The sequence below is a fragment of the Qaidamihabitans albus genome (genome assembly GCF_016464705.1).
In the GTDB taxonomy this organism is placed as follows: Bacteria; Actinomycetota; Actinomycetes; order Mycobacteriales; family Pseudonocardiaceae; genus Qaidamihabitans; species Qaidamihabitans albus.
Map to the genome: position 1 here is coordinate 281,070 of NZ_JAEHOB010000002.1, position 17,490 is coordinate 298,559.

The 17,490-nt window shown below is 70.3% G+C and carries 20 protein-coding genes; 5 read left to right on the forward strand and 15 right to left on the reverse strand.

Annotation, left to right across the window (positions count from 1 at the left end):
- Positions 1-36: 36 nt before the first annotated feature.
- The 8 genes from JAP66_RS04555 to dxr form a co-directional block, all read right to left on the reverse strand.
- A complete protein-coding gene (locus tag JAP66_RS04555; protein WP_199430275.1) occupies positions 37-789 on the reverse strand; it encodes a 3-hydroxybutyrate dehydrogenase in 753 nt (250 codons plus the stop codon).
- Positions 790-876: 87 nt separating this feature from the next.
- Complete coding sequence (gene map, locus JAP66_RS04560; RefSeq protein WP_199430276.1) at positions 877-1,734, reverse strand: type I methionyl aminopeptidase; 858 nt, start codon at positions 1,732-1,734, stop codon at positions 877-879.
- Between the two features lie 92 nt (positions 1,735-1,826).
- A complete protein-coding gene (locus JAP66_RS04565; RefSeq protein ID WP_199430277.1) occupies positions 1,827-2,681 on the reverse strand; it encodes a GNAT family N-acetyltransferase in 855 nt (284 codons plus the stop codon).
- 49 nt (positions 2,682-2,730) lie between these two features.
- Positions 2,731-3,564: an AraC family transcriptional regulator gene (locus JAP66_RS04570; protein WP_199430278.1), complete on the reverse strand. Its 834-nt coding sequence runs from the start codon at positions 3,562-3,564 to the stop codon at positions 2,731-2,733.
- 5 nt (positions 3,565-3,569) lie between these two features.
- The gene (locus JAP66_RS04575; RefSeq protein ID WP_199430279.1) at positions 3,570-4,637 is read right to left on the reverse strand and encodes an LLM class flavin-dependent oxidoreductase; all 1,068 of its coding nucleotides are present in this window, start codon (positions 4,635-4,637) and stop codon (positions 3,570-3,572) included.
- Positions 4,638-4,647: 10 nt separating this feature from the next.
- The gene (ispG, locus tag JAP66_RS04580) at positions 4,648-5,790 is read right to left on the reverse strand and encodes a flavodoxin-dependent (E)-4-hydroxy-3-methylbut-2-enyl-diphosphate synthase (RefSeq protein ID WP_199430280.1); all 1,143 of its coding nucleotides are present in this window, start codon (positions 5,788-5,790) and stop codon (positions 4,648-4,650) included.
- 45 nt (positions 5,791-5,835) lie between these two features.
- Positions 5,836-7,056, reverse strand: a complete 1,221-nt coding sequence (locus JAP66_RS04585) for a M50 family metallopeptidase (protein ID WP_199430281.1) — start codon at positions 7,054-7,056, stop codon at positions 5,836-5,838.
- Between the two features lie 3 nt (positions 7,057-7,059).
- Positions 7,060-8,265, reverse strand: coding sequence for a 1-deoxy-D-xylulose-5-phosphate reductoisomerase (gene dxr / locus JAP66_RS04590; RefSeq protein ID WP_199430282.1), 1,206 nt, complete (start codon positions 8,263-8,265; stop codon positions 7,060-7,062).
- 117 nt (positions 8,266-8,382) lie between these two features.
- Here dxr and JAP66_RS04595 point away from each other — a divergent pair, with 117 nt between their 5' ends.
- The 3 genes from JAP66_RS04595 to JAP66_RS04605 all read left to right on the forward strand — a co-directional run bounded on the left by JAP66_RS04595 (position 8,383) and on the right by JAP66_RS04605 (position 9,475).
- Positions 8,383-8,643 (forward strand): DUF2631 domain-containing protein, encoded by a 261-nt coding sequence (locus tag JAP66_RS04595; protein ID WP_199430283.1) that lies wholly within the window; start codon positions 8,383-8,385, stop codon positions 8,641-8,643.
- Between the two features lie 72 nt (positions 8,644-8,715).
- Positions 8,716-8,973 (forward strand): hypothetical protein, encoded by a 258-nt coding sequence (locus tag JAP66_RS04600; RefSeq protein WP_199430284.1) that lies wholly within the window; start codon positions 8,716-8,718, stop codon positions 8,971-8,973.
- Between the two features lie 115 nt (positions 8,974-9,088).
- Positions 9,089-9,475, forward strand: a complete 387-nt coding sequence (locus JAP66_RS04605; protein ID WP_199430285.1) for a PPOX class F420-dependent oxidoreductase — start codon at positions 9,089-9,091, stop codon at positions 9,473-9,475.
- 12 nt (positions 9,476-9,487) lie between these two features.
- On the opposite strand, the gene rlmN is transcribed toward JAP66_RS04605, so the two are convergent.
- Positions 9,488-10,609, reverse strand: a complete 1,122-nt coding sequence (gene rlmN, locus JAP66_RS04610; RefSeq protein ID WP_199430286.1) for a dual-specificity RNA methyltransferase RlmN — start codon at positions 10,607-10,609, stop codon at positions 9,488-9,490.
- A gap of 96 nt (positions 10,610-10,705) precedes the next feature.
- Between rlmN and JAP66_RS04615 the strand changes: the two genes are divergently transcribed.
- Entirely contained in the window at positions 10,706-11,308 is a 603-nt protein-coding gene (locus JAP66_RS04615) for a PadR family transcriptional regulator (RefSeq protein ID WP_199430287.1), read from the forward strand.
- Here JAP66_RS04615 and JAP66_RS04620 read toward each other — a convergent pair.
- Complete coding sequence (locus tag JAP66_RS04620) at positions 11,272-12,051, reverse strand: class I SAM-dependent methyltransferase (protein WP_199430288.1); 780 nt, start codon at positions 12,049-12,051, stop codon at positions 11,272-11,274. The genes JAP66_RS04615 and JAP66_RS04620 overlap by 37 nt on opposite strands.
- A gap of 89 nt (positions 12,052-12,140) precedes the next feature.
- Here JAP66_RS04620 and JAP66_RS04625 point away from each other — a divergent pair, with 89 nt between their 5' ends.
- Positions 12,141-12,986, forward strand: coding sequence for a VOC family protein (locus JAP66_RS04625; RefSeq protein WP_199430289.1), 846 nt, complete (start codon positions 12,141-12,143; stop codon positions 12,984-12,986).
- A 9-nt stretch (positions 12,987-12,995) separates the two neighbouring features.
- On the opposite strand, the gene JAP66_RS04630 is transcribed toward JAP66_RS04625, so the two are convergent.
- The 5 genes from JAP66_RS04630 to rpsB all read right to left on the reverse strand — a co-directional run bounded on the left by JAP66_RS04630 (position 12,996) and on the right by rpsB (position 17,126).
- Positions 12,996-13,886: a phosphatidate cytidylyltransferase gene (locus JAP66_RS04630; protein ID WP_199430290.1), complete on the reverse strand. Its 891-nt coding sequence runs from the start codon at positions 13,884-13,886 to the stop codon at positions 12,996-12,998.
- Entirely contained in the window at positions 13,886-14,443 is a 558-nt protein-coding gene (gene frr / locus JAP66_RS04635) for a ribosome recycling factor (protein WP_199430291.1), read from the reverse strand. The genes JAP66_RS04630 and frr overlap by 1 nt, the downstream gene beginning before the upstream one ends.
- Positions 14,444-14,488: 45 nt before the next feature.
- Positions 14,489-15,235 carry a UMP kinase gene (pyrH, locus tag JAP66_RS04640; RefSeq protein ID WP_199430292.1) on the reverse strand — a complete coding sequence of 249 codons (747 nt, stop codon included), beginning with the start codon at positions 15,233-15,235 and terminating at the stop codon, positions 14,489-14,491.
- Between the two features lie 108 nt (positions 15,236-15,343).
- The gene (gene tsf / locus JAP66_RS04645) at positions 15,344-16,159 is read right to left on the reverse strand and encodes a translation elongation factor Ts (protein ID WP_199430293.1); all 816 of its coding nucleotides are present in this window, start codon (positions 16,157-16,159) and stop codon (positions 15,344-15,346) included.
- Positions 16,160-16,259: 100 nt separating this feature from the next.
- A complete protein-coding gene (gene rpsB, locus JAP66_RS04650; RefSeq protein WP_199430294.1) occupies positions 16,260-17,126 on the reverse strand; it encodes a 30S ribosomal protein S2 in 867 nt (288 codons plus the stop codon).
- Positions 17,127-17,490 lie beyond the last annotated feature (364 nt).

Genomic DNA, 17,490 nt, shown 5'->3' on the forward strand with positions numbered 1-17,490 from the left:
CGAACCTTTTGTGCGGACTCGGGACAACCTCGGGGACTAGCTCGCGGTCCAGCCGCCGTCCAACGGGATCGAGGCGCCGGTGAGGTGCCCGGCGTGCTCGCCGCAGAGCCACAGCACCACGGCCGCGACCTCGTCGGGTTCGATGAGCCGCTTGACGGCGGTGCGGCCGAGGAACACCTCGCCGAGGACCTCGTGCTCGGCGATGCCACGCGCGCGGGCCTGGTCGGCGACCTGGTTCTCGACCAGCGGGGTGCGCACGTAGCCGGGATCGACGCAGTTGCTCGTGACCCCGTGCGCGGCGCCTTCGAGCGCGGCGACCTTGCTCAGCCCCTCCAGACCGTGCTTGGCGGCGACGTAAGCGGCCTTGTGCGGGCTCGCCCGCAGGCCGTGCACGCTGGAGATGTTGATCAGCCTGCCCCAGCCGCGCTCGTACATGGCGGGCAGGCAGCGCCGCATGAGCAGGAAGGGCGTGGTGACCATGAGCTGCTGCATGGCGGCGAACCGCTCGGGCGGGAAGTCCTGGATCGGCGCGACGTGCTGGACGCCCGCGTTGTTGACGAGGATGTCGACGTCGGAGGGCAGGTCGGCGAGCGCGGCCGGGTCACCGAGGTCGGCGATGTGCGCGACCGCGCCCGTGTCCGCGGCAGCGGCGGTGGCGCCCCCGCGGTCGACGTCCACCAGGTGCACCTTCGCTCCGGCGGCGCCGAGCGCGGACACGCAGGCCCGCCCGATACCGCTCGCACCGCCCGTGACGAGGGCGGTGCGGCCGTGCAGTGTGCTGCTGGTCATGGCAGCCGACGGTAGAACCACCGAACCGCCGCCACCATGTGTGTCGCGGCTACAGAGTCAGGTCAGCAGGTGTGGTGGGGCCATACATCAGGGCAGGGTGAGGATCTCCGCGCCGTTCTCCTTCACCAGCAGGGTGTGCTCGAACTGGGCGGTCCACTTCTTGTCCCTGGTGGTCACCGTCCAGTCGTCGTCCCAGATGTCGTAGTCGATCGTGCCGAGCGTGATCATCGGCTCGATGGTGAAGGTCATACCCTGCTCGATCACGGTGGTGACCGAGGGCTCCTCGTAGTGGAGCACCGTCGGCGCCGTGTGGAACGCGGGGCCGACACCGTGCCCGGTGAAGTCGCGCACCACGCCGTAGCCGAACCGCTTCGCGTAGGACTCGATCACCCGGCCGATGACGTTGAGCCTGCGGCCGGGCCGCACCGCCTTGATCGCGCGCATCGTCGCCTCGTGAGTGCGCTCGACGAGCAGCCGCGCCTCCTCGGAGACGTCCCCGGCGAGGAAGGTCGCGTTGGTGTCGCCGTGCACCCCACCGATGTAGGCGGTGACGTCGATGTTGCAGATGTCACCGTCCTCGATGACCGTCGAGTCCGGGATGCCGTGGCAGATGACCTCGTTCAGCGAGGTGCAGCACGACTTGGGGAAGTCGCGGTAGCCGAGCGTCGAAGGGTAGGCGCCGTGGTCGAGGAGGAACTCGTGCACCACCTTGTCGATGTCGTCGGTGGTGTTGCCCGGCTTCACCGCCTTGCCGCCCTCCTCGAGGGCCTGCGCGGCGATCCGGCTCGCGACACGCATCGCCTCGATCACCTCGGGGGTCCGTACGCCGTTGCCGGAGTCGCGCTTCGGCGCCGGCTTGCCGACGTACTCGGGGCGCTCGATGGCTGCGGGAACCTGGCGGCGCGGCGTCTGCACGCCGGGCTTCAACGGAGAACGAACGGGCATGTCCCCCAGCCTACGACGCGCCCAAGGACCCCGGCCCGGCCCACGCCTCGTGAGTGCGCACACGAGTCCTGACTCGTGTGCGCACTCACGAGTCAGAAGAGCACGGTGGCGTAGCGGCCCACCTGGCGGAAACCGATCCTGCGGTAGACGGCGAGCGCGGGCTGGTTGAACGAGTTGACGTACAGGCTCGCGGTACGCCCCATGCCCCGCAGCAGCCGGGTGACGACAGCGGCCGTCCCGGCGGCACCGAGGCCCTGCCCTCGCCGGTCCGGGTGCACCCACACGCCCTGGATCTGCCCGACGCTCGAGGACAGCGCGCCGATCTCGGCCTTGAACACGACCTCGCCGCCCTCGAACCGGGCGAACGCGCGGCCTCCGGCGATCAGCTCGGACACCCGGGCGCGGTAGCTCGCACCCCCGTCACCGGAGCGCGGGTCGACGCCGACCTCCTCGATGAACATCGAGATCGCCGCCGGGAGATACCGCTCCAGCTCGTCCGTGCGTACCGGCCGCACCAGCGGGTCGGCCGGCACGGCGGGCGCGCTGTCGAGCGCCATCAGCGGCTGGTCGTGACGCACCTCACGCGCCGGGCCCCAGTCGCCACTGAGCTCGTCCCAGAGGCCGAGGACCTCCGCGGCCGGGCCGACGATCGAGGAGCAGGTCCGCTGCCTGCGTAGCGCCCGGTCGGCGAACGAGCGCAGCGCCGCGGTGTTGCCCCGCAGCGGGATCATGTTGGGGCCGGAGAAGCACAGCCCGGTGAACCGGCCGACCCTCGCGGTACGGCCGTCGGCCGCCCACAGCTCACCCCCGAGCCGCCACGGGTCCAGCCCCGCAACCTCGACGCGCGCGGCCACCATGCAGCTGCCCACCGGGTCGGCAGCGAGTGCGGCCCGAACCGCCGGATAGTCCCTGTCATCGAGCAGCCGCGCACCAGCAAGCCGCAACACGAGGTCCAGCCTGCCAGATAATCTCCGGTAACGGAAAAGATAAGGCCGGTCACCCGGACCGGCTCTCGCCCGGAGGCAGGGACCGGAGCTCCTCGGCGATCCACCGGCCCGGCGGACAGCCCGCGAGCGCGCGCCACTCGTTGGTCAGGTGCGCCTGGTCGTAGTACCCGCAGTCGAGCGCCAGCCCGGCCAGGTCGACCTCCGCCCGGCGGCGCAGCGACCGCGCCGTCCGCTCGAACCGCAGCACCCGGGCGGCCTGCTTCGGGGACACGCCCAGCTCGCGGCGGAAACGCTCACCGAGATGGCGGCGGCTCCAGCCGAGCTCGCCCGCCAGCGTCTCGACGCGAAGCCTGCCGCCCGCGGCGAGCAGCCGGTCCCAGGCATACTCCACCTCCGGTGCCACGCTCGCGCGCGCACCGGCCCCGGCGGCACGCAGAGTCTCGTCCAGCAGGGCGAAGCGGCGGGGCCAGTCGCTCGCGGCCGCGAGCCGCTCGGGCAGCGCGGCCAGTGCGGGCGAGCCGAGGTTCGCGAGGTCGGTGACGTGGCCGCTCAGCTCGGCCGCGGGCAGGCCGAGCAGCGCACGCGTGCCGAGCGGGTTCAGGTCGAGCTGGATGCCGGACTGGAACTCGTCCTGCCCGATCAGCACGGGGCCGGTGTGCAGGCCGCCGGCCAGCGCCTGGAGGGCAGTGGCGGCCGCACCGGGCCGGGGCATCCTGACGATCCGGATTGGCCGGGCGAGGCTGATGACGAGCGTCACATGCGGGCCGGGCAGGCCCCGGTGCACACCGGGCGCGACCCCGTGCCGGGTATAGCCGGTGTAGCGCGTGACGAGGTACCGCAACGCGGGGTGCGGCTCGCGGACCGCCCACTCGTCGGCGTTCACCGGCCTCACTCCCCGCTTGGCGGACGTTCCCTCGCGGCGATCTCGCGGCGAACCACCGGCGCCACCTCGGTACCGAGCAGCTCGATCGCCTTCAGCGTCTCCTTCTGCGGCACGCCGCCGAAAGCCAGCTGGATGAGCAGGCGCTGGTGCCCGAACAGCTCGTGCTGGTACATGATCTTGTCGATGAGCTCCTGCGGGCTGCCCACCACGAGCGCGCCCGGCTTGGCCGACTGCGCGTCGTAGGCGTCGCGCGGGGTGTGGAAGCCGCGCCCGCGTTCGTGGAAGTTCTCCAGCATGCCGCGGTTGAAGTACGGGTACGACAGGTCCCTGGCGGCCTGGCTGGTCGGGGCGACGAAACCCGGCGAGTTGATGCTCAGCGGCAACGTGTCGGGATCGAGCCCCGCCTCGGCCGCCGACTCCCGGTAGAGCTGCGCGAACGGTGTGAACCGGGCCAGCGCGCCGCCGATGATCGCCAGCGCGAGCGGCAGCCCCAGCCGCCCTGCCCGCACCACCGACTCGGGGGTGCCGCCCACCGCCACCCAGATCGGCAGCTTCTCCTGCAGCGGGCGCGGGGCGATGTCCGCCTCCCGCAGCGGTGGCCGGTGCCTGCCGGACCAGGTGATGGGGTTGCGCTCCCGGATGGCCAGCAGCAGTTCGAGCTTCTCGGCGAACAGCTCGGAGTACTGGCTGAGGTCGTAGCCGAACAGCGGGAACGACTCGGTGTAGGAGCCGCGGCCGGTGATGATCTCCGCCCGGCCGTTCGAGATCAGGTCGAGGGTGGCGTACTGCTGGAACACGCGCACCGGATCCTCCGAGCTGAGGACGGTGACGGCGCTGGAGAGCCGGATGCCGTTGGTCCGGGCGGCGATCGCCGCGAGCGCGACCGACGTCGCCGAGACGGCGAAGTCGGACCGGTGGTGCTCACCGAGCGCGAAGACGTCCAGGCCGACCTGGTCGGCCACGACGGCCTGCTCCGCGTAGTCGTGGAGACGCTGCCGTGCCGTGGGCAGCGCACCGGTGTGCGGGTCGGTGGTGATCTCGCCGAACGAGTAGATCCCGAGCTCGAAGGTCACCGGGCCACCCTCAGCCGACCGTGACCTCGGGCGCGCCGGTCTCGCCGGACTCCTCGGCGATACGCATGGCCTCCTCGATGAGGGTCTCGACGATCTGGTGCTCGGGCACCGTCTTGATCACCTCGCCCTTGACGAAGATCTGCCCCTTGCCGTTGCCGGAGGCCACGCCGAGGTCGGCCTCCCGCGCCTCGCCGGGGCCGTTGACCACACAGCCCATGACGGCGACGCGCAGCGGCACCTCCATGCCCTGCAGGCCCGCGGTGACCTCGTCGGCGAGCTTGTAGACGTCCACCTGGGCCCTGCCGCAGGAGGGGCACGAGACGATCTCCAGCTTCCGCGGGCGCAGGTTCAGCGACTGCAGGATCTGCGCGCCGACCTTGACCTCCTCGACCGGCGGCGCGGAGAGCGACACGCGGATGGTGTCACCGATGCCCTGCCGCAGCAGCGCGCCGAACGCGACGGCCGACTTGATCGTGCCCTGGAACGCAGGCCCGGCCTCGGTCACACCGAGGTGCAGCGGGTAGTCACACTGCTCGGCGAGCAGCTCGTAGGCCCGCACCATGACCACCGGGTCGTTGTGCTTCACCGAGATCTTGATGTCGTGGAAGTCGTGCTCGGCGAAAAGGGACGCCTCCCACAGCGCCGACTCCGCGAGCGCCTCCGGGGTGGCCTTGCCGTGCTTCTCCAGCAGGCGCTTGTCCAGCGACCCCGCGTTGACGCCGATGCGGATCGGCGTGCCGTGGTCCTTGGCCGCCCGCGCGATCTCGCCGACCCGGTCGTCGAACTTCTTGATGTTGCCGGGGTTGACGCGCACGGCGGCGCAGCCGGCCTCGATCGCCGCGAATACGTAGCGCGGCTGGAAGTGGATGTCGGCGACCACCGGGATCTGCGACTTCCTGGCGATCGCGGGCAGCGCCTCGGCGTCGTCGGCGCTCGGACAGGCGACGCGCACGATGTCGCAACCCGCGGCGGTGAGCTCGGCGATCTGCTGCAGTGTGGCGTTGACGTCGGCGGTGACGGTGGTCGTCATCGACTGCACGGAGATCGGGTGGTCGCTGCCCACGCCGACCGGGCCCAGCTGCAGCTGACGGGTCTGACGGCGCTCGGAGAGAACAGGTGGCGGGGTGACTGGCAAACCCAGGTCGACGGTCATCGAATCCTCTGCTAGCGGTCTACGACGCGACATCCTCACGATACGTCACGACGGCAGCCTGATGGGGTTGACGATGTCCGCCGTGATCGTGAGCAGGAACACGGCACCTCCGACGAGGATGAACACCATCGTCACCGCGGACAGCTTCGAGTAGTCCACGGGGCCGCCTGCGGCCTTGCCGCGGAGCCTGCGCAACCAGTCTCTGACGCGCTCGTACCAGGTCACGGCGATATGCCCGCCGTCGAGCGGGAGCAGCGGCAACAGGTTGAAGATGCCGACGAAGAAGTTCAGGCTGGCGAGCAGGAACAGGAACAGCCACCAGATGCCCTGCTCGACGGCCTCACCGCCGATCCGGCTTGCCCCGATCACGCTGACCGGGGTGTTCGGATCGCGCTCGGCCCCGAAGATGGCCTCGACCACCGCGGGGATGCGCTCGGGGAACTCCAGCAGCCGGTGCCAGGTCTCCACCAGCATGTCCCCGGTGAAGGTCGCGGCGCCGCCGACGGCGCCCACCGCGGTGTACTCGAACTCCCGCGGGAACGTCACGCCGATGGAGCCGACCTCGACGATCTTCCGCTCCCCGGTCTCGGGATCGAGCACCGGCCGCTCGACCTGGGTCACGTCCACGGTGAGCGGCACGGTCTCGCCGTCGCGTTCCACCGTGATCCGGGTGGGACCGGACAGCGGCTGCACCTCGGTGACGACGTCCTCGTAGGTCTCGGTGGGCGTGCCCTCGACCGAGACGATCACGTCACCCGACTGGATGCCGCCCTCCTTCGCCGGGGCGGGCGCGCCGGGTTGGCACGTCGGGTTGCGGTACTCCTGGTTGGTGCGGGCGTCCTGGACACAGTCGGACACCCCCGCGATCTGGGGGGTGCCCATGATGTTCGGCAGGCCCATCGTGGCGGCCATCAGGTACAGCACGATGAAGCCGAGGACGAAGTGGGTGAACGACCCGGCGGAAAGCACCACCGTGCGCTTCCAGGTCTTGTACCGCCACATGGCGCGCGGCGCCTCGTCCGGGGTGACCTCGTCGAGCGCGGTCATGCCGGCGATGTCGCAGAACCCGCCGAGCGGGATCCACTTGAGCCCGTACTCGGTCTCGCCGCGGCGGAAGGAGAAGACCTTCGGGCCGAAGCCGACGAAGTAGCGCCGGACCTTCATGCCGAAGGCCTTGGCCGTGAGCATGTGCCCGGCCTCGTGCAGCGCCACCGACACGCAGATGCCGAGCGCGAAGAGCACGACTCCGAAGATGTAGGCGAGCACGCTCTACTTCCCTCCAGTGCTGATCGTGAGGGCACGCTCGCGCGCCCACTGTTCCGCGGCGAAGACGTCCTCGACGTCGCGGGGCTCCCGGTGCCATTCGTCGGCGGACTCCACCACTTCACTCACAGTGTCCACGATGGAGGTGAAGCCGGTGTTCTGCGCCAGGAAAGCGGCCACGAGCTGCTCGTTCGCCGCGTTGAAGACCGCGGGGAGACAACCACCGACGGTACCCACGTGCCGGGCCAGCTCGACCGCGGGGAACGCGGTGCCGTCCAGCGGCTCGAACGTCCACGCCGACGCCTCGTCCCAGCGGCAGGCCGGGGCGGCGCCGGGCACCCGGTCGGGCCAGTTCAGCGCGAGCGCGATCGGCAGCCGCATGTCCGGCGGGCTCGCCTGCGCCAGCGTGGAGCCGTCGGCGAAGGTCACCATCGAGTGCACGATCGACTGCGGGTGCACGACGACGTCGATCCGGTCGCACGGGATGTCGAACAGCAGCCTGGCCTCGATGAGCTCGAGGCCCTTGTTGACCAGCGTGGCCGAGTTGATGGTGACCAGCGGGCCCATCGCCCAGGTCGGGTGCGCCAGGGCGGCGTCCACGGTGACCTCGGCCATCTCCTCGCGGGTGCGGCCGCGGAACGGTCCGCCGGACGCCGTGAGCACCAGCCGGTCGACCTCGCCTGCGCGGCCGCCGCGCAGCGCCTGTGCCAGTGCGGAGTGCTCCGAGTCGACCGGCACGAGCTGCCCCGGCGCGGCCTCGGCGAGCACGAGCGGCCCGCCCGCGATAAGCGACTCCTTGTTGGCGAGGGCGAGGGTGGCGCCGGTGCGCAGCGCCCGCAGCGTCGGCACCAGGCCCTGCGAGCCCGGCATGCCGTTGAGCACGACGTCGGCGGGCACGGCGTCGATCAGTTCGGCCACCGCACCGGCTCCGGCGAAGATCCGCGGGAGCCGGAACTCGCCCTGGGAGTAGCCGCGCCGCTGCGCCTCGGTGTAGAGCGCGAGCTGCAGGTCCTCCACCACGGTCGGCTTGACGACGGCGACCGCCTCGACGCCGTGCGCCAGGACCTGCGCCGCCAGTGCCTGCGGATCGGAGCCGCCCGCGGCGATGCCTGTGACGCGGAAGAGATCCTGGTTGCGCCGGGCGATATCCAGCGCCTGGGTGCCGATCGATCCCGTTGACCCCAGGACGAGCACGCTTCGCGGAGTTGTCATCGCCGACCATTGTCGCGGACCCCGCGCGCGGGTCATCGCCGGTCCGCCTTTCGGGTATGGGATCATCGCATCGCAGGAGGCGAATCGCTTCGCAGGATGGCGCGGTAAGGAGTGACGGTGGCGAGCAAGGCGGTCGAGAAGCGCACCGGTGCCGACGTGGATCCCCGTGACGAGCCGTCGGCGGAGTGGGGTTGGCACGGCAGCTTCCCGAAGATCACCCGGGCGGGTGGCTGGCTGGTCGCCCTCGTGCTGTTCGCCATGCTGATCGGCAACCACGAGAGCCGGACCGAGGACATCTGGCTGATCGGCCTCGGCGGCAGCATCGTCATCGCGCTGCTGTGGGACATGCGCCGCCGCCGCACCGCCTGGCGCCGCTAGCGGTTGACCTCGACCGCGATCCAGGTTCCGGTTTCTCCGGACACGGACCTGCCGAGCTGGGACCGGCACGACGTGGCTGTGGCTGTGTCCGGCGCGGTGGAGACACTGGACGTCCAGCGCCGGACCGGCGAGCTCGGCCACCACTGGGTCACGACCATCGAGCAGACCGTTCTCGACCTCGCCGCGCGCCCCGGGCTCGGCGACCTTCCCGGGGAAGCACGCTCAGCGGTGCGCGCACTACTCCCGCGGGCCGACAGCCACGTCCTCGAAGACCTCGCCACGGCCCAACGGCGAGGGGCCCCGCTGCGCCGAGCGCGGACGGCGGCCTGACCATGCTCGACGCCGAGGAGGAACACGCGGGTAGCCGGCGCGAAACACTTGACCTGGAGCCAGGTAGAGGTCGCAGGTTGGAGGCGGCCCGACGGGACTGAAGAAGGAGCAGCACATGTCGTTCACCGATGCCGAGCTCGACTACCTCGCCACCCAGCGTCTCGGCAGGCTGGCGACCATGCAGCCCGACGGGACGCTTCAGGTCAGCCCGGTCGGGTTCCGCTACAACGGCGCCACCAGGACGATCGACATCGGCGGGCACAACATGGCGGCCAGCCGCAAGTTCCGCAACGTCGCCGAGAACGGCCGGGTCGCCTTCGTGGTCGACGACATCGCCTCTGTCCAGCCCTGGCACGTCCGGTGCGTCGAGATCCGCGGCAGCGCCGAGGCGATCACCGATCCGGCCGGCTCGGGCGGGACCGATGGGGCGCTCATCCGGATCCACCCCGGCCGCGTCATCAGCTTCGGGGTCGACGCCCCCGGCCGCGAGGCGGCCGGCTGAACGTGCCGAGGCTCACTCCTCGGCGGCGAGCTGGCCGCAGGCGGCGGCGATCTCCTGGCCCCGGGTGTCGCGCACCGTGCACGCCACTCCCCCGGCGTTGACCCGCCGCACGAACTCCCGCTCCACCGGCTTCGGCGACGCGTCCCACTTGCTGCCCGGAGTCGGGTTCAGCGGGATCACGTTCACGTGCACCAGATGGCCGAGGTGCCTTCGCAGCACCTTCGCCAGCAGATCCGCCCGCCACGGCTGGTCGTTCATGTCCCGGATCAGCGCGTACTCGATCGACACCCGGCGGCCGGACACGTCCAGGTAGTACCGCGCGGCCCTGAGCACCTCGTCGATCGACCACCGGTTGTTCACCGGCACCAGCTCGTCCCGCAGCTCGTCGTCCGGCGCGTGCAACGACAGCGCCAGCCGCACCTGCATCTTCTCGTCCGCCAGCTTGCGGATCGCCGGCGCGAGCCCCACCGTCGACACCGTCACGGACCGCTGCGAGATGCCGAGCCCGTCCGGCGTCGGATCGGTGATCCGACGCACCGCCGCCACCACCCGCTTGTAGTTCGCCAGCGGCTCACCCATGCCCATGAAGACGATGTTCGACAACCTGCCGGGAGCGGGGACACCATCCGGCCCGGGCAGCAGCCCGTCGCGCATGACCGCCGCGGCGGAGCGCACCTGGTCGACGATCTCGGCGGTGGACAGGTTCCGGTCGAGGCCGCCCTGCCCGGTGGCGCAGAACGGGCACGCCATCCCGCACCCGGCCTGGCTGGAGATGCACAGCGTCGCCCGGTCCGGATAGCGCATCAGCACGCTTTCCAGCAGCGTCCCGTCGTGCGCGCGCCACAGAGTCTTGCGCGTGCTGCCCTCGTCACAGTCCAGGGCCCGGATCTCGGTCAGCAGCGCGGGCATGAGCTGCTCGGCCAGCCGCTGCCGGGACGCGGCGGGGATGTCGGTCATCGCGGCCGGGTCGGCGGTCAGCCGCGCGAAGTAGTGGTTCGAGAGTTGCTTGGCGCGAAAGGGTTTCTCGCCGAGCTCGGCGACCGCCTCCGCTCGCTCGGCCGCGGTCAGGTCGGCGAGGTGCCGCGGCGGCAGGCCGCGGCGTGGGGCGTCGAAAACAAGGGGGAGGGCAGTCATAACCAGTCCATTGTCCCACGCCCGCACTCCTTGCAACGCGACTGTTTACGATATATCGTGAGCGTGTCGAGATACAATGAGCAAAGGAGCATGGTCATGCGACCTCCCTTCGACCACGAATTTCAGCGACAGGGCTTCGGCCCGGGCAGGCACGGTGGCTTCGGTGGCTTCGGCCCCGCCGGATGGGGCGGGTTCCCACCCGGCCGCGGACCACACGGCGGGCGGCATGGCGGCCCCGGGCGCGGCAGGCGTGGCCGACGCGGTGACATCCGGGCGGCGATCCTCGTACTGCTGGCCGAGCAGCCCCGGCACGGCTACGAGATCATCGGCGAGATCGGCGAGCGCAGCGGTGGTCTCTGGCGGCCCAGCCCTGGCTCGATCTATCCCACACTGCAGCTGCTGGCCGACGAGGGGCTCGTGCGCAGCAGCGAGGACAGCGGGAAGAGGCTGTACGAACTGACCGAAGAGGGCCGTGCCGCCGCGCACAGGCACGACGGGACCCCGCCGTGGGAGCACTTCACCCAGGACGCCGACCCCCGCGAGATCGAGCTGCGGGACGCCACAGGCACGCTCATCGGCGCCGCGCGACAGATGTCCCAGGTCGGTTCCAGCGCGCAGAAGGCGAAGGCGGTCGAGGTGCTCAACGAGGCGCGGCGCGCGCTCTACGGCATTCTGGGCGACGCCTCGCCGCCGGACTGAACCAGTCCGGCGGGCTTCTCCCGGACCAGCACCCGGTAACCGACGGGCAGCACCAGCTCGGCGCCGTTCCCACCCGTGTTGCGCCGCAGGGTCTCCGAGATCGCGCGCTCGGCCACCCGTGCGCTGAACTCGATGCGCAGTACCGCCTCCAGGCCCGCCCGGTCCGCGAAGCGCCACCGGGTCTCCACCCGGTGACAGGTGAACCCGGCATCGGCGAAGAAGCCGTCGACCGCGCCGGGGTCGTAGTGCGGCAGGTCCTCCAGCATCCAGTCGCCGTAGGGGCGGTGCCGGGTGTCGAGGTCGACGATCACCAGGGCACCGCCCGGCCGGAGCACCCGATCGGCCTCCCGCAGCCCCGGTTCGCAGCCCGGCCCGAAGAAGTACGCCGTGCGGGCGTGGACCAGGTCGGCGCTCGCCGCCTGCACGGGAAGCCGCTGCGCGGCCCCGCGCCGCACCTCGACGTTGGCGTGGCCCGCGGTCCGGCGCTGGGCGCGGCGCACGAGCGGAGGGTGCGGCTCGACCCCGACCACCGAACGCGCCGTCCCGGCGAAGCGCGGGAGGTGAAAGCCGTCCCCGCAGCCGACGTCGACGACCTCCCGCCCCGCCCACGGCACCCACTCCGCCAGGTTTCGCCAGAGCACGGCGTCCGCGTCCTGCGCCTGGTTCTCCAGCTCGTACGCGTCAGGGTGATACCAGATGTTCGGACTGGGGACGACTTCCACCCTGCGTACGAACCTTTTCACGCGAACCAGCCTATCGAGCACCACTGTCACGTAAGATCACCGGCGCGATACGAAGTGCGATCACAGACCGGAAACAAAGGGAGTTGATCATGGCGGTCGGTTCGCCGACGTCCCAGTCCGTCGTCCCCGCCGGGATGCCGTGCTGGGTCGAGCTGGCCGCCGCCGACGAACCCGCCGTCCGGGCGTTCTACGAGGGCCTGTTCGGCTGGGACTGCCACGTCAAGCGTGACCCGGCCACCGCGACACGGCGCTACACGATCGCCTCGCTCGGCGGCTACCAGGTCGCCGGGCTGTACCAGGCGGCGCGGAACCAGCCTACCGGCTGGACGGTGCATCTCGCGGTGGCCAACACGGCGAGCACCGCCGAGTGGGTCGAGCACCTCGGCGGCTCCGTGACCCTCGGCCCGGTGGACATCCCCGACCGCGGCAGCATCCTGCACGCGAGGGACGCCAGCGGTGCCCCGGTGGCGTTCTGGCAGCCGACCGAGACGTGGAGCTTCGGCGCCGGCCTGCCGGGGACCTTCAGCGGCGCCGACCTCAACACCCACGACGGCCCGACGGCGGACAACTTCTACTGCCGGTTGTTCAACCTCACCAGTGAGCAGATCGGCACCGACACCATCGACTACGCGGAATGGCGGCTCGACCACCAGCCGGTCATCTACCGCTACCAGATGGACGAGGAGCTCCGGCGGAGCATGCCGCCGCACTGGATGACCTACTTCGGCGTGGACCCGGCGCGCGGGGCGGACGCGGTCGCCGGCCACGCGCTGATGCTCGGGGGCTCGGTCGTGACCCCGCCGTTCGACACGCCGTTCGGCCGCACCGCGGTGATCACCGACCCGGACGGTTCGGTGTTCTCGATCATCGACCACGAGCAGGCGGTGGACAACGGCGCGGGCCGGGCCGAGGTGGACGACCCCCACGGGGACTGAGCCGCCCGCTCACGACGGCAGGAAGGCGCTCAGCAACAGCCACGAGACGACGGCGGAGGGCAGCAGCGAGTCCAGCCGGTCCATCAGCCCGCCGTGCCCCGGCAGCAGGTTCCCCATGTCCTTGATCCCCAGGTCCCGCTTGATCAGCGACTCCATCAGGTCGCCAAGGGTGGCCGTGAGCACGATCGCGGCACCGAAGAGCACTCCCTGCCACGCCTGGCCATCCAGCACGAACGCCAGGCAAAGTGCCCCGGCGGCGATTCCGGCGGTGAGCGAACCGCCGAAGCCCTCCCAGGTCTTCTTCGGACTGATCGACGGCGCCATCTTGTGCCTGCCACCGAGCACACCCGCGATGTAGCCGCCGGTATCGGAGGCGACCACGACGATCATGAACGCGAGCACCCGGCCGACGCCGTCCTCCGGCGGCACGAGCATGGCCGCGAACGACGCGAAGAGCGGCAGATAGGCGGCGGCGAAGACGGAGGCACCGACATCACGCAGATACCCGTCGGCGCCGCCGCGCAGCCGCCAGAGCAGGCAGGCGAGCACGGTCAGCACGAATGCCGTGACCGCGCCCTCCCGGCCGAACGGCCACGCGAGCCAGATCATCGCCTGGCCGCCGACCAGCACGGGGACCAGCGCCACCCGGATGTTCGCGGCTTTGCGCACAGCGGTCGCGAACTCGATCGTGCCGATCGCGATCGCCGCCGCGACGATCGCGATGAACAGGTACCGGACGGTGAACAGCGACACCAGGATCGCCGCGCCGAGCACGACACCGACGGCGATCGCCGCGGGCAGGTCCCGGCCGGCCCGGGAGGGTTTTCTCGCCGGTTCGGCCGGTTCTCCCGGCCCGGACGCGCCTTCGCGTTCGTCCCGGTCGTTGCTCACCTTCGTCATCAGACCTCGAGGAGTTCGGCTTCCTTGTGTTTGACGAGTTCCTCGACCTGATGGACGTAGGTGTCGGTCAGGTTCTGCAGTTCCTTCTCCGCACGAGCGACCTCGTCCTCACCGGCCTCGCCGTCCTTGACGATGCGGTCGAGCTCCTCCTTGGCCTTGCGCCGGACGCTGCGGATCGAGATCTTCGCGTCCTCACCCTTGCTCTTGGCGACCTTCACCATCTCCCGGCGGCGCTCCTCGGTGAGCTGCGGGATGACGATGCGGATGACCGAACCGTCGTTACTCGGGTTCACGCCGAGGTCGGAGTCGCGGATCGCCTTCTCGATCGAGTTGAGCTGAGAGGCGTCGTAGGGCTTGACCACGGCCATCCGCGCCTCCGGGATGTTCACGCTGGCCATCTGGTTCAGCGGGGTCGGCGCGCCGTAGTACTCGACGACGATGCGGGAGAACATCGCCGCGGTGGCCCGGCCGGTGCGCACCGACGACAGGTCCTCTTTGGCGACGGACACCGCTTTTTCCATCTTCTCCTCGGCATCAAGGAGGGTCTCGTCGATCACGGCTACTCCAGGTGTGTGTTTGCGGTCCCCGCGATCCCAGCACGCTCAGGCGAGCCGGCGACCGGTGGGGGTACTGACCAATGTGCCGATCCTCTCACCACTCACCGCACGAGCGATGTTCCCCTCGGTGAGCAGGTTGAAAACGAGGATGGGCATGTAGTTGTCCATGCACAAGCTGAAGGCGGTGGCGTCCGCGACCTTGAGCCCCTGCTCCAGCACCTCGCGATGGGTGATCTCGTCGAACATCTTGGCGCCCGGGTCGCTCTTGGGGTCGGCCGTGTAGACGCCGTCCACCGCCTTCGCCATGAGCACGACGTCACAGCCGATCTCCAGTGCGCGCTGCGCGGCCGCGGTGTCGGTGGAGAAGTACGGCATGCCCACGCCAGCCGCGAAGATCACCACGCGTCCCTTCTCGAGGTGCCGCTCGGCGCGGCGGGGAATGTAGGGCTCGGCGACCTGGCCCATGGTGATCGCGCTCTGCACCCGGGTAGGCAGGCCCTCCTTCTCCAGGAAGTCCTGCAGGGCCAGGCAGTTCATCACCGTGCCCAGCATGGCCATGTAGTCGGCCCGGTCGCGGTCCATGCCACGCTGCGACAGCTCCGCACCGCGGAAGTAGTTGCCGCCGCCGATCACGACGGCCATCTGCACGCCACCGCGCACGACGTCGGCGATCTGGACGGCGACCGAGTGCACGACGTCCGGGTCGAGGCCAACGGCACCGCCACCGAACATCTCACCACCCAGCTTGAGCAGAACCCGTCGATAACCCTGCCCGCCCCGCTCTGGGTTCATGTCCGCCTCCGCGCGCTAGTGCCGCTGTGGGTGTTTCACAACTGTGCCCCGCCCCCGGAAACCGGCGGGAGGCGGGGCACAGCGCTGGTCCGGCTGGCTGGTCCGGACCTAAGGCTGACCGACCTCGAAGCGGACGAATCGGGTCACGGTCACGCCTGCCTCGTCCAGGAGGGCCTTGACGTTCTTCTTGCTGTCGGTCACGGAGGGCTGCTCGAGCAGCACTAGGTCCTTGAAGAAGGAGTTCACCTTGCCCTCGATGATCTTGGGCAGCGCCTGCTCCGGCTTGCCCTCCTCGCGGGCGGTCTGCTCGGCGATGCGCCGCTCGTTCTCGACGGTCTCCGCCGGCACCTCGTCCCGGCTGAGGAACTTCGGCTTGAGCGCGGCGACCTGCAACGCGGCGTTGCGGGCCGCATCGGCGTCGTCACCGGTGTACTCGACGAGCACACCGACGGCGGGCGGCAGGCCCGCGCCACGACGGTGCAGGTAGGTGGAGACCTGGCCCTCGAAAGCGGCGACCCGGCGCAGCTCGATCTTCTCGCCGATCTTGGCGGAGAGCTCCTGGATCAGGTCGTTGACGCTCTTGCCGTCGCCCTGTGCCTGCTTGAGCTGCTCGACGTCGTTGCTGCGCAGCGTCTTGGCCGCGTCGACGATCGTGTCGGCGAGCTGCTGGAACTCGTCGTTCTTGGCGACGAAGTCGGTCTCCGAGTTCAGCTCGATGAGCACGCCGCCGTCCCCGGCCACCAGACCTTCGGCCGCGGCGCGCTCGGCACGCTTGCCGACGTCCTTGGCACCCTTGATGCGGAGGAACTCAACGGCCTTGTCAAAGTCGCCGTCGCTCTCCTCGAGCGCCTTCTTGCAGTTCATCATGCCGGCGCCGGTGAGGTCGCGGAGGCGCTTGACGTCTGCCGCGGTGTAGTTCGCCATCGTGCGTTGTCCGTTCCTTTTTTCGGTACGCGCAGGTGTGTTCAGTGGCTGTGCCCGGGGGGCGGCCGGCCGGGTGGCCGGCCGCCCCCCGCGGGATGGATCAGGAGGCGGTGGTCTGCTCCTGCTGCTGCTCTGCCGGCTGCTCCTCGGCGGGCTGCTGCTCGGCGGCACCGGCGTCCGAACCGGCCAGCAGCTCCTTCTCCCACTCGGCCAGCGGCTCGCCGGAGGCCACGCCGGCCTCGGGCTTGTCCTGCCCCTCCGCGGCGGAGCCGTTGCGGCCCGACCGTGCCATCAGCCCGGCGGCGGCGGCCTCGGCGACGACCTTGGTCAGCAGCGCGGCCGACCGGATCGCGTCGTCGTTGCCCGGGATCGGGAAGTCGACCTCGTCCGGGTCGCAGTTGGTGTCCAGGATCGCGACCACCGGGATGTTGAGCTTGCGGGCCTCGCCGACGGCGATGTGCTCCTTCTTGGTGTCCACGATCCACACCGCGCTCGGCACGCGAGCCATGTCGCGGATACCGCCGAGGGTCTTCTCCAGCTTGTCCTTCTCGCGGGTCAGCGTGAGGATCTCGCGCTTGGTCAGCCCCTGGAAGCCGCCGGTCTGCTCCTGGGCCTCCAGCTCCTTGAGGCGCAGCAGGCGCTTGTGCACCGTCTGGAAGTTGGTGAGCATGCCGCCGAGCCAGCGCTGGTTGACGTAGGGCATGCCCACGCGCAGCGCCTCGTTCGCGATCGCTTCCTGCGCCTGCTTCTTCGTGCCGACGAACAGGATGCTGCCGCCGTGCGCGACCGTCTCCTTGATGAACTCGAAGGCCCGGTCGATGTAGCTCAGCGTCTGCTGCAGGTCGATGATGTAGATGCCGTTGCGCTCGGTGAAGATGTAGCGCTTCATCTTCGGGTTCCAGCGGCGGGTCTGGTGCCCGAAGTGCACGCCGGAATCGAGCAGCTGCTTCATGGTGACGACGGCCATAGCCGGATTCGCACCTCTTCTGTCTCGTGCACACCGGGTGGGAAACTCGGCATGCTGGTCGGTTGTCGCCGCTGACCGGGTGGTCAGCCGCCCTGGTGCAGTGCCGGCGCCCGGACTCCGTGGTTGGTCCTTCACCACGAAGACCGCCGGGCACCGCTGGTTCCGCTCACCGGGACCGTGCCCAGAGGGATGAACCCTCCGGAGCCCCTGGAGGCCGGAGCCACGCACGTGCACGCGAAGTCAGCCTGTGCGGACACAGACCGCGTCCAATAGTGTACGCCGCCACCACGGCAAGGCTCGAACCGGAGGCGCTCCGGCAGCCAGTTGTCCACAACCCCCCGGTTATCCACAGCTCGCCCGATCC

Excerpts from the sequence above, each read along its gene's own strand:
- JAP66_RS04555 (WP_199430275.1), bottom strand. The coding sequence starts at position 789 with ATGACCAGCAGCACACTGCACGGCCGCACCGCCCTCGTCACGGGCGGT.
- map (WP_199430276.1), bottom strand. The coding sequence starts at position 1,734 with ATGCCCGTTCGTTCTCCGTTGAAGCCCGGCGTGCAGACGCCGCGCCGC.
- ispG (WP_199430280.1), bottom strand. The coding sequence starts at position 5,790 with ATGACCGTCGACCTGGGTTTGCCAGTCACCCCGCCACCTGTTCTCTCC.
- dxr (WP_199430282.1), bottom strand. The coding sequence starts at position 8,265 with ATGACAACTCCGCGAAGCGTGCTCGTCCTGGGGTCAACGGGATCGATC.
- JAP66_RS04605 (WP_199430285.1), top strand. The coding sequence starts at position 9,089 with ATGTCGTTCACCGATGCCGAGCTCGACTACCTCGCCACCCAGCGTCTC.
- rlmN (WP_199430286.1), bottom strand. The coding sequence starts at position 10,609 with ATGACTGCCCTCCCCCTTGTTTTCGACGCCCCACGCCGCGGCCTGCCG.
- JAP66_RS04615 (WP_199430287.1), top strand. The coding sequence starts at position 10,706 with ATGCGACCTCCCTTCGACCACGAATTTCAGCGACAGGGCTTCGGCCCG.
- JAP66_RS04625 (WP_199430289.1), top strand. The coding sequence starts at position 12,141 with ATGGCGGTCGGTTCGCCGACGTCCCAGTCCGTCGTCCCCGCCGGGATG.
- JAP66_RS04630 (WP_199430290.1), bottom strand. The coding sequence starts at position 13,886 with ATGACGAAGGTGAGCAACGACCGGGACGAACGCGAAGGCGCGTCCGGG.
- pyrH (WP_199430292.1), bottom strand. The coding sequence starts at position 15,235 with ATGAACCCAGAGCGGGGCGGGCAGGGTTATCGACGGGTTCTGCTCAAG.
- tsf (WP_199430293.1), bottom strand. The coding sequence starts at position 16,159 with ATGGCGAACTACACCGCGGCAGACGTCAAGCGCCTCCGCGACCTCACC.
- rpsB (WP_199430294.1), bottom strand. The coding sequence starts at position 17,126 with ATGGCCGTCGTCACCATGAAGCAGCTGCTCGATTCCGGCGTGCACTTC.